4 protein-coding genes are annotated in these 4387 nt (G+C 71.8%); all 4 read right to left on the bottom strand.

Features of this window, described 5'->3' with window-relative positions:
* Positions 1-246: 246 nt before the first annotated feature.
* Positions 247-1464 (bottom strand): phosphatidate cytidylyltransferase, encoded by a 1218-nt coding sequence (locus ACFWXO_RS29840; RefSeq protein WP_380527422.1) that lies wholly within the window; start codon positions 1462-1464, stop codon positions 247-249.
* A 251-nt stretch (positions 1465-1715) separates the two neighbouring features.
* Positions 1716-2273: a ribosome recycling factor gene (gene frr / locus ACFWXO_RS29835; protein WP_360233219.1), complete on the bottom strand. Its 558-nt coding sequence runs from the start codon at positions 2271-2273 to the stop codon at positions 1716-1718.
* Between the two features lie 96 nt (positions 2274-2369).
* Complete coding sequence (gene pyrH / locus ACFWXO_RS29830) at positions 2370-3134, bottom strand: UMP kinase (protein WP_030056790.1); 765 nt, start codon at positions 3132-3134, stop codon at positions 2370-2372.
* Between the two features lie 262 nt (positions 3135-3396).
* On the bottom strand, positions 3397-4236 hold the full coding sequence (tsf, locus tag ACFWXO_RS29825; protein WP_380527420.1) for a translation elongation factor Ts: 840 nt from the start codon (positions 4234-4236) through the stop codon (positions 3397-3399).
* Between the last annotated feature and the right edge of the window lie 151 nt (positions 4237-4387).

Here is a 4387-nt window from a genome sequence, read left to right as displayed (position 1 = left end):
GTGACCTTGCGCCCGTGGTCCTCCCGCTGCACGCGGGCGCCCTCGCGCAAGTACCGGGCGCCCTCGAACACCTCCACCACAGAGCTGTTCAGCCGGCGCGGGGCGGGGGGGGGGGGGCTGGGCGCCGCGCGCCGCGACAACGGTGCTTCCCCGGGCCTTCGGCTTGGTGGTTCCAGCGTCCCAGCCGCGCGGGGGCCCCGGACGCCTGGCGTCCGGGGCCCCGTCGCGGAACGGTCGGTGGGCGGGTCAGCTGCCGACGAAGGCCGCCAGCAGCAGCCAGACCACCGGGGCGGTCGGCAGCAGCGAGTCCAGCCGGTCCATGATGCCGCCGTGGCCGGGCAGCAGGGTGCCCATGTCCTTGATCCCGAGGTCGCGCTTGATCATCGACTCGCCCAGGTCGCCCAGGGTCGCGGTGACCGCCGCGCAGCCGCCCAGGATCAGGCCCTGCCACCAGCTGCCGCCGTCGATGATCAGCTGCATCAGCACGGCGCCCGCCAGCATCGACAGGCCGATGCCGCCGGCCAGGCCCTCGCGGGTCTTGCCGGGGCTGATCGTCGGGGCCAGCTTGGTCCGACCGAACTTGTAGCCCACCGCGTAGGCGCCGGTGTCGCTGCAGATCGTGACGATCAGGAAGAGCACGATCCGCTGGGGGCCGTCGTCGGCCGCCAGCATCATCGCCACGAAGGTCGCCAGGAACGGCACGTAGAAGGCGGTGAACACCCCGGCCGTTATGTCCCGCAGGTAGTTCTCCGGCGGCTCGGCCATCCGCCAGACCATCACCGCCAGCCCGGTCAGCGCGAGCGAGGCCGCGGCCCACTCGACGCCGGCCCAGTAGCCGGTGGCGATCATGGCGATGCCGCCCACGACCAACGGGATCAGCGGCGCCTTGATCTGCTTGCGCTCGGACAGCCGACTGGTCAGCTCCCAGACGCCGACCGAGGCCGCGGCCATCACGACGAACAGGAACAGCGCCTTCACCACGAACAGCGAGGCGATGATCACCACGCCGAGGCCGACGCCCACGCCTATGGCGGCCTGGAGGTTACGGCCGCCGCGCTGCTTGCGCGGCTCCGGCTGCGGGGCGGGCTGGGCGGCCACGGGTGTCTCCTGCCCTGGATGGGACGACGGCACGAAGGGGGGCTGCCCGGCCGCCCGGTGGCGCTGCGGCGGCGCGGGATGCACCGGAGCCCCCGGGTACGGCGGGGCGCCGTGGCCGGGGGCGGGGGTGGCGTCGTCGGTTATCGCGCGCAGCACGACCGTCTCCGTCACGCCCGGCGGCGGCGTCCCGGGCTGCTCGGCCCGGCCGTTCGCGGCGCCGTTCGAGGGCCCGCTCGCAGCGCCGTTCGAGGAGCCGTCCCCGGCGCCGTTCGAGGAGCCGTCGGAGGGTCCGCTCGCGGCACCGTTGGCCGGCCCGTGGTCGGGCGCACCGGGGTGCGGGCCGGGATCGGCCGGTACGGGAGGCATGACCTGAGTCTCCTCCGCGTCGCCGCCCCAGTACACCGGAGGCTGCTGCGAGTGATCCGAACGGAGGTCCTGGCCCCCCGGGACGGCACCCGGCCCGCCCTGGTGGGCGGCCCGGGGCTCCGGGTGGCCGGGGTGCCCCGGCGCCGGACTGGCCGGCGGCCGGGGTGCCTGCGGCTGCGGCGCCGGGCGGTAGGGCTGGAACTGCTGGTCGGACGGGCCCCAGTAGCCAGGGGCGTCAGGGGCGTCGTTCATCAGACCTCGAGCAGCTCGGCTTCCTTGTGCTTGAGCAGCTCGTCGACCTGGGCCACGTACTTGGCCGTGGTGTCGTCGAGCTCCTTCTCGGCGCGGCGGCCGTCGTCCTCGCCGACCTCGCCGTCCTTGACCAGCTTGTCGATGGCGTCCTTGGCCTTGCGGCGGACGGCGCGGATCGAGACCTTGGCGTCCTCGCCCTTGGTCCGGGCGATCTTGATGAACTCCCGGCGGCGCTCCTCGGTCAGCTCCGGCAGCACCACTCGGATGATGGAACCGTCGTTCGAGGGGTTGACGCCCAGGTCGGAGTCGCGGATCGCCTGCTCGATGGCCTTCAGCGCGGTCTTGTCGAACGGCGAGACGACCGCCATGCGCGGCTCCGGCACCGAGAACGAGGCCAGCTGGTTGATCGGCGTGATGGCGCCGTAGTACTCGGCGACGATCTTGGCGAACATCGCCGGGTGCGCACGGCCGGTACGGATGGCCGCGAGGTCGTCCTTGGAGACGGCGACGGCCTTCTCCATCTTTTCCTCGGCCTCGAGGAGGGTCTCTTCGATCACTGTGAACTCCCTGTCCGGTTCATCTGCTGTTGTCCCGACCGGTGTCGGCATCGGGGCCGGTCGCGGCGGACGCCGTCCCGTACGGCGGGTTGCTGCTCAGGCCCGGACAGAATCCTGGCTGATGAGTGTGCCGATCTTCTCACTCTTCACCGCACGCGCGATATTGCCCTCCGCCAGCAGTTCGAAGACCAGCATCGGGAGGTTGTTGTCCTTGCACAGGGTGATCGCGGTGAGGTCCGCGACCTTGAGGTCGCGCGCGATGACCTCGGAGTACTCCAGTGCGTCGAACTTGACCGCGTCCGGGTTGGTCCGGGGGTCGGAGTCGTAGACGCCGTCCACGCCGTTCTTGCCCATCAGCAGGACGTCGGCGTGGATCTCCAGCGCGCGCTGGACGGCCGTGGTGTCGGTGGAGAAGTACGGCATGCCCATACCGGCACCGAAGATCACCACACGGCCCTTCTCCAGGTGCCGGACGGCCCGCAGCGGCAGGTACGGCTCGGCGACCTGGCCCATGGTGATGGCGGTCTGGACCCGGGTCTCGATGCCCTCCTTGACCAGGAAGTCCTGCAGCGCCAGGCAGTTCATGACGGTGCCCAGCATGCCCATGTAGTCGGAGCGGGCCCGGTCCATGCCGCGGACCTGCAGCTCGGCACCCCGGAAGAAGTTGCCGCCGCCGATGACCACCGCGACCTCGGTGCCGGCGCGCACGACCGTGGCGATCTCACGGGCGATCGCGTGCACGACGTCCGGGTCGACGCCGAGCCCGCCACCACCGGCGAAGGCTTCACCGGACAGCTTGAGCAGCACCCGGCGGCGCGAGCCCGCCTTGGGGTCCTGCGCGGTCTCCTGCGTCTCCTGCATGGACTTCTCCTTTAGTGCACCTGCTGGCTCACAGGCCTGGGCGTGCGGATGCCCGGCCTGCGCGTACACGAGAGGAGGCCACTGCCGCGGGAACCGGTTCGGTGTCCTGCACGGCAATGGCCTCCTCGTCGTTCATGGTGCCGACACGGCCCACCCATGGACGGCTGGCGCCGGGTGAGCCCGTTCGGCGATCCGCCCGCCCCGGTCAGTGGGCGGGGGCGGTTCCCAGCCTAGAGGGGCCGGGGACCGGGTGGAACGTGGCTCAGGCGCCGACGCGGAAGCGGGCGAAGCGCTTGAGGGAGACGCCGGCCTCCTCGAGGACCTTGGCGACGGTCTTCTTGTTGTCCTTGGCGAAGGCCTGCTCCAGGACGGAGTTCTCCTTCACGAAGCCGGTGACGCGACCCTCGACGATCTTCGGCAGGGCGGCCTCGGGCTTGCCCTCCTCGCGGGCGGTGGCCTCGGCGACGCGGCGCTCGTTCTCGAGGGCCTCGGCCGGGATCTCCTCGCGGGACAGGTACTTCGGCGCGAAGGCGGCGATGTGCTGCGCGACGTCCTTGGCGACCTCGGCGTTCTCCTTGTCCAGCTCGACCAGGACGCCGACGGCCGGCGGCAGGTCGGGGCTGGTCTTGTGGAGGTAGACCGCGACGAAACCGTCACCGTCGAACTGGGCGAAGCGACGGAGGACGATCTTCTCGCCCAGGGTCGCGTTGGCCTCGTCCACGAACTGCTGGACGGTCTTGCCGGCCTCGATCTCGGACGCCAGGGCGGCGTCCAGGTCGGCCGGGGCGCTCTTGGCGAGGTGGGCGGCGATCGCGTCGGCGACCTTGACGAAGTTGTCACCCTTGGCGACGAAGTCGGTCTCGCAGTTCAGCTCGACCAGGACGCCGGACTTCTTGTCCTCGGCGATCAGCGCGGCGACGGCGCCGTTGGAGGCGTCACGGCCCTCGCGCTTCGCAACGCCCTTCTGGCCCTTGATGCGCAGGAGCTCGACGGCCTTCTCGACGTTGCCCTCGGCCTCGTCCAGGGCCTTCTTGCAGTCCATCATGCCGGCGCCGGTGAGCTCACGGAGCTTCTTGACGTCCGCGGCGGTGAAGTTCGCCATGGTGTGAATCTCTTCTCGCGTCTCGCGTGTCTGCGTGGAGTGGCGCGGGGGGGCCGGGGGGGGGCGGCGCCCCGGGGGGGGAGGCGCGCCCCCCGGGGGCCGCCGGGGCGCGCCCCCCCCCCCGGGCTCCCACCGCCCCCGCGGCCGCCGG

It is taken from the genome of Kitasatospora sp. NPDC059088 (assembly GCF_042738155.1).
Classification (GTDB): Bacteria; Actinomycetota; Actinomycetes; order Streptomycetales; family Streptomycetaceae; genus Kitasatospora.
The sequence above is the reverse complement of the archived record's forward strand: the minus strand, read 5'-3'. Positions and strand labels throughout refer to the sequence as shown.

Coding starts and splice junctions, on each gene's coding strand:
- ACFWXO_RS29840 (WP_380527422.1), bottom strand. CDS start 1,464: ATGCCTCCCGTACCGGCCGATCCCGGCCCGCACCCCGGTGCGCCCGAC.
- pyrH (WP_030056790.1), bottom strand. CDS start 3,134: ATGCAGGAGACGCAGGAGACCGCGCAGGACCCCAAGGCGGGCTCGCGC.
- tsf (WP_380527420.1), bottom strand. CDS start 4,236: ATGGCGAACTTCACCGCCGCGGACGTCAAGAAGCTCCGTGAGCTCACC.